Origin of the sequence: Micromonospora sp. (assembly GCF_048594385.1) — a bacterium.
In the GTDB taxonomy this organism is placed as follows: Bacteria; Actinomycetota; Actinomycetes; order Mycobacteriales; family Micromonosporaceae; genus Micromonospora; species Micromonospora wenchangensis.
In genome coordinates this window covers 1-5,408 of the sequence record NZ_JBMDWU010000243.1, presented here as the reverse complement: position 1 = coordinate 5,408, position 5,408 = coordinate 1, and the positions used below count along the sequence as shown (strand labels likewise).

The 5,408-nt window shown below is 69.2% G+C and carries 3 protein-coding genes; all 3 read right to left on the bottom strand.

The features are described from left to right. Positions 1-67: 67 nt before the first annotated feature. The 3 genes from ACOJTC_RS12650 to mmsA all read right to left on the bottom strand — a co-directional run bounded on the left by ACOJTC_RS12650 (position 68) and on the right by mmsA (position 5,303). Positions 68-2,173: a family 43 glycosylhydrolase gene (locus ACOJTC_RS12650; RefSeq protein ID WP_420116994.1), complete on the bottom strand. Its 2,106-nt coding sequence runs from the start codon at positions 2,171-2,173 to the stop codon at positions 68-70. A 344-nt stretch (positions 2,174-2,517) separates the two neighbouring features. Further along, a complete protein-coding gene (gene mmsB / locus ACOJTC_RS12645) occupies positions 2,518-3,768 on the bottom strand; it encodes a multiple monosaccharide ABC transporter permease (protein ID WP_204923132.1) in 1,251 nt (416 codons plus the stop codon). Then, positions 3,765-5,303 (bottom strand): multiple monosaccharide ABC transporter ATP-binding protein, encoded by a 1,539-nt coding sequence (gene mmsA, locus ACOJTC_RS12640; RefSeq protein ID WP_420116993.1) that lies wholly within the window; start codon positions 5,301-5,303, stop codon positions 3,765-3,767. The genes mmsB and mmsA overlap by 4 nt, the downstream gene beginning before the upstream one ends. Positions 5,304-5,408 lie beyond the last annotated feature (105 nt).

Below are 5,408 nucleotides of genomic sequence, written 5' to 3'. Positions count from 1 at the left end.
CCGGCCCGCACAGCGGTGCCGACGGTACGGGCGGCCCGGTTGCTCCGCTGCCGTGACCCGGGTCGGGTCAGGGGGTGCTGAGCTGGAACTGACGGATCGTGCTGGTGCCGCCGAGGGCCTGGGTGGCGTGGTTGAACAGGGCGAACCGGTAGCCCATGAAGAACTGCCAGTTGCTGTCGAGGGTCAGCGCGTTGCCCAGCGCGGTGAAGTTGACCCCGTCGGTGCTGTACGAGAACCGGGCCTGCCGGCCGGAGCCGGGGCGGATGTCGGCGGTGGCCCGTAGCCAGATCCGTCCCCCGCTGACCGGAGCGGACGCGATCTCCGTACCGGTGTTGGTGGTCCGCCAACTGCCGTCCATGGTGAGGTTGTTGGTCATCGACACCCGGGTGGCGCCGTTGTCCCGGCGGACGCCGATCCAGGCCGACGAGTTGCGCAGCACCGCCAGCCCGGTCCGGTCGCCGTCGCGCAGGGCCGAGTAGTCGAGTTCGACGGTGGCGGTGGAGGTCGGCCCCTGGATGCGGTGGGTGACCGTGTTCCGGGCGCTGTAGAGGTCGTTGGTGACGGTGGCGGTCTGCAGGCGCAGGCCGTTGTTCACCGACCACTTGGTGTTGTCCGGGTTGTGGTTCCACTCCCACTGCGGGCCGAGGGTGCTGCCGGAGAAGGTGTCGGTGCCGGTCAGCGGCTTGACCGGTCGGGTCGGCAGCGGGTTCGGGTACGACGTGCCCCAGCCGCCGTTGACCGTCTGGATCTGCGGCCAGCCGTCGGCGGTCCAGGTGATCGGGGCCAGGGCGGGCACCCGCCCACCGGGGTAGGCGTCCACGAAGGACATGTAGTACCACTGGCCGGCCGGGGTCTGCACCAGCCCGCCCTGGTGCGGCACGCCGCCGCCGGAGATCGGGCCGGGCATGTTGAGCAGCACCTGACGCATCTCGTACGGGCCGAACGGGCTCGACGACTTCAGCACGTACTGGCCGTTGGCCGGCCGGGTGAGCCAGATGTAGTAGCTGCCGTTGCGCTTGTAGAACCGGGCCCCCTCCAGGGTGCCCACGCTCGACGGGGTGGAGAACACCTGCTGGCTGCGGACCTCGCTCTTACCGTCCGCCGAGAGCTGCGCCACGCTGATCTGGCTGTTGCCGTACGCGACGTACATGGTGTCGTTGTCGTCGACCAGCATGCCGGCGTCGTAGTAGCACTTGTTGATGGTGGCGTGCTGGTTCCAGGCCCCGTCGACGGCGGCGGCGGTGTAGATGTAGGTCTTGGCGAAGTCGATGCAGCCGGCCCAGTAGTAGGTGCGGTTGCTCGGGCGGTAGTTCAGGGTCGACGCCCAGATCCCGTTGACGTACGCCCGCCCGCCGGACATGTCGTACTTCGCGCCGAAGTCCAGCTTGGGCACCGAGTGCCCGGCGAACTCCCAGTTGACCAGGTCGTACGAGCGCAGGATGGGAGCGCCCGGCGAGTAGTGCATGGTCGAGGCGGACAGGTAGAACGCGTCGCCGACCCGGATGATGTCGACGTCGGCGAAGTCCTGCCACACCACCGGGTTGGTGAACGAGCCGCTCGCCGGTGGCGTGGTGGGCGGCGGCGTGGTCGGGGTGGTGCCGCCGTCGACCCGGACGAGCTGCCACTGCTGGTTGGTGCCGCCCCAGTCGGCGTACTGGACGATGTTGCCGCCGTCGGCGGTGGAGGCGTTCTGCACCTCGACGGCCTTGCCGCTGTTGCGGTTGAGCAGCCGGACGTAGCCGTCGGCCGAGTCGGCGAGCCGGAACTGCTGGTTGGAGCCGTTGCCGTCGGTCCACTGCACGATCGCCGCGCCGTCGGCGGTGGAGAGATTGTAGACGTCTAGCACCTTGCCCGACAGCCGCGACTTCAACCGGTAGTAGCCGCCGCCGGAGTCGACGAACTGCCACTGCTGGTTGGTGCCGTCGCCGCGGGTCCACTGGGTGATCCGCGCGCCGTCGTTGGTGGCGAAGTTGTACACGTCCAGCGCCTTGCCGCTGTTGCGGTTGACCAGCACGTACCAGGCGGTGGTGTCCACCGTCGCCGCCGCCGCGCCGGTCGACTGGACCACGACGAGTCCGCCGCCGACCAGCAGCGTCATCAGCGCGGCGACGACCCGTGACCACCAGCCGCGCCGTCGCCGGACCGCGATCGGCACCTCTCCCATGGCTACCATGACCCTCCCTCACCAACGGTCGATCGACGGTGGCCCCGGGTCCGGCCCGGGGCCACCGTCGTCGCATTGTTCGAAGCCTGCCGATGTCAACGTTCACTCGGCGGCGCGTCCGCGATGGCGCACGACGCGGCACAGCGACAGGTCGGGGCTGCCGACCAGCCGCTGCGGGAACGGCTTCAGCTATCCATAGACTGTGAGCGATAACATGATGCTCGTCAAGCTGAAACGGCGCGGACACGATCGACGGGCGCAGATGCCGACACCCCGGGCCGGGTCGGCATAGTCCGACGCGGCCCGGGGTGTCCGGGCGAAGGGGTAGACGCGGTCGGGTGCCGCGTCACCGGTCAGCGGGAGGAGCCGGCGCGGCGCTTGTTGTAGACGTCGAAGGCCACGGCGACGAGCAGCACCAGGCCCTTGACCACCGACTGGATGGACTGGTCGACACCCATGAGCTGCATGCCGTTGCTCATCACCGCCATGATCAGACCACCGACCATCGCGCCGACCACGGTGCCGACCCCGCCGGTGACCGCCGCCCCGCCGATGAACGCGGCGGCGATCGCGTCGAGCTCGAACATGTTGCCCGCGGCGGGCTGGGCGCCGTTGGAGCGCGAGGAGTAGATCACCCCGGCCACCGCCGCCAGGAAGCCCATGTTGACGAACATCCAGAAGTTGACCGTCCGCACCTTCACGCCGGACAGCATCGCCGCAGACAGGTTGCCGCCGATCGCGTAGACCTGCCGGCCGAAGACCGTACGCCGGGTGAGCAGGCCGTAGACCAGCACCAGCGCGGCCAGGATGATCAGGACGATCGGCAGGCCCCGGGCGTGCGCCAACTGCCAGGCGAAGTACATGATGACCGCGCCAACCAGCACCACCCGGGCCACGAACAGCGGGAACGACTCCACCGGCTGCTGGTAGCGCACCCGGGCCACCCGGGTCCGGAAACCGCTCACCGCGTACCCGGCCACCGCGATCGCACCGATCAGCAGGGTGAACGCGTCGAAGCCCTCCCCACCGAGCAGGCCGTTGAGGAACCCGGCCGCGACCTGCTGGTAGTCGGCGGGGAACGGGGAGAGCGAGATGTTGTCCAGCACCCGCAGGGTCAGACCCCGGAACAGCAGCATGCCGGCGAGCGTCACGATGAAGGCCGGGATGCCGGCGTACGCCACCCAGAAGCCGTGCCACGCGCCGACCGCGACCCCCACCGCCAGCGCGGCCAGGATGCCGACCCACCACGGGAAGCCCTCCCGGATGACCAGCACGGCGGAGACCGCCCCGGTGAGCGCCACCACCGAGCCCACCGACAGGTCGATGTGCCCGCCGATGATGATGATCACCATGCCGATCGCCAGCACCAGGATGTAGGAGTACTGGAGCACGATGTTGGTGATGTTGCCGGGGCTCAGCGACACCCCGTCGGTGAGCACGGCGAAGAGCCCCACGATGACGACCAGCGCGACGTAGATGCCGCTCTGCCGCAGGTTGTTCATGATCAGCGAGCGCAGGTCGCTGGTGCCGGCGTGCAGGGCGACGCCCGGACTCTTCCCGGTGGGCGGCGGGGACGGCGGCGATGAGGTCTTGACGCTGGTCATCCCACGCGCTCCTTGTCCTTCGTCATCAGATCCATGAGGTTCTCCTGGGTCGCCTCGGCCACCGGCACCTGGCCGGTGATCCGACCGGCGGCGAGGGTGTAGATGCGGTCGCACATGCCGAGCAGCTCCGGCAGCTCCGAGGAGATCAGGATCACCGCCTTGCCGTCGGCGACGAGCCGGTTGACGATCGTGTAGATCTCGAACTTCGCCCCGACGTCGATGCCCCGGGTCGGCTCGTCCAGGATCAGCACGTCCGGGTTGGTGAACAGCCACTTCGACAGCACGACCTTCTGCTGGTTGCCGCCGGAGAGCTTGCCCACCACGGCCATCACGCTGGTCGTCTTGATGTTCATGTCGCGCCGGCTCTGCTCGGCGACCTTGATCTCCTCGTTGCCGTTGACCCAGCCGAAGCGGGCCAGCCGCCCCAGCGCGGCGGCCGAGACGTTGCGCCGTACGTCGTCGATGAGGTTGAGGCCGAACCGCTTGCGGTCCTCGGTGACGTAGGCGATGCCGTGCTCGATGGCCTCGGCGACACTGTGCGCCCGGACCTCCCGGCCCCGCACGAACAACCGGCCCCGCACGTCCCGGCCGTACGACCGGCCGAAGACACTCATCGCCAACTCGGTGCGCCCGGCGCCCATCAGCCCGGCGATGCCGACCACCTCACCGGCGCGGACGTCCAGGCTGGCGTCGTCGACGACGAGCCGGTCCTGGGTGGGGTGCCGCACGCTCCAGTTCTCGATGCGCAGCACCTCCTCCCCCGGCGACGAGACCCGGTCGGGATAGAAGCTGTCCAGGTCCCGGCCGACCATGCCCCGGATGATCCGTTCCTGGGTGACCTCGCCGGAGGCCAGGGAGAGCGTCTCCACGGTGCGCCCGTCCCGGATGACCGTGGTCGCGTCGGCGATCGCGGTGACCTCGTTGAGCTTGTGCGAGATCAGGATGCAGGTGATGCCCTGGTCGCGCAGCCGGCGCAGCAGGTCGAGCAGGTGGGCCGAGTCGATGTCGTTGAGCGCGGCGGTCGGCTCGTCCAGGATGAGCAGCCGGACCTTCTTGGACAGCGCCTTGGCGATCTCGACGAGCTGCTGCTTGCCGACGCCGAGCTGGATCACCGGGGTGACCGGATTCTCGTGCAGGCCCACCGAGGCCAGCAGCTCGGCGGCCTCGGCGTTGGCCCGGTTCCAGTCGATGAGGCCACCCGGACCACGCCGCTCGTTGCCGAGGAAGATGTTCTCGGCGATCGACAGGTGCGGCACCAGGGCGAGTTCCTGGTGGATGATGACGCTGCCCTGGGACTCGCTGTCGCGGAGGCCCCGGAAGTGCACCGGCTTGCCGTCCAGCACGATCTCGCCGTCGTACGACCCGGTCGGGTGCACTCCGGAGAGCACCTTCATCAGGGTGGACTTGCCGGCGCCGTTCTCGCCGCAGATGGCGTGGATCTCCCCCCGGCGTACCGCGAGGGAGACGTCGGCCAGTGCGGTCACCCCGGGGAAGGTCTTCGTGATGCGTCGCATCTCGAGGATGGTGTCGTCCATGGTCAGCGTCCTGATCGTCGAAGCCTGAGGCGGGCTTGCGATGCGTCGGGGGCGGCGGGCGGGGGCCCCCCCCGCCCCCCCCCCCCATAAATTGTTTGCAGAACC

Coding starts and splice junctions, on each gene's coding strand:
- ACOJTC_RS12650 (WP_420116994.1), bottom strand. CDS start 2,173: ATGGTAGCCATGGGAGAGGTGCCGATCGCGGTCCGGCGACGGCGCGGC.
- mmsB (WP_204923132.1), bottom strand. CDS start 3,768: ATGACCAGCGTCAAGACCTCATCGCCGCCGTCCCCGCCGCCCACCGGG.
- mmsA (WP_420116993.1), bottom strand. CDS start 5,303: ATGGACGACACCATCCTCGAGATGCGACGCATCACGAAGACCTTCCCC.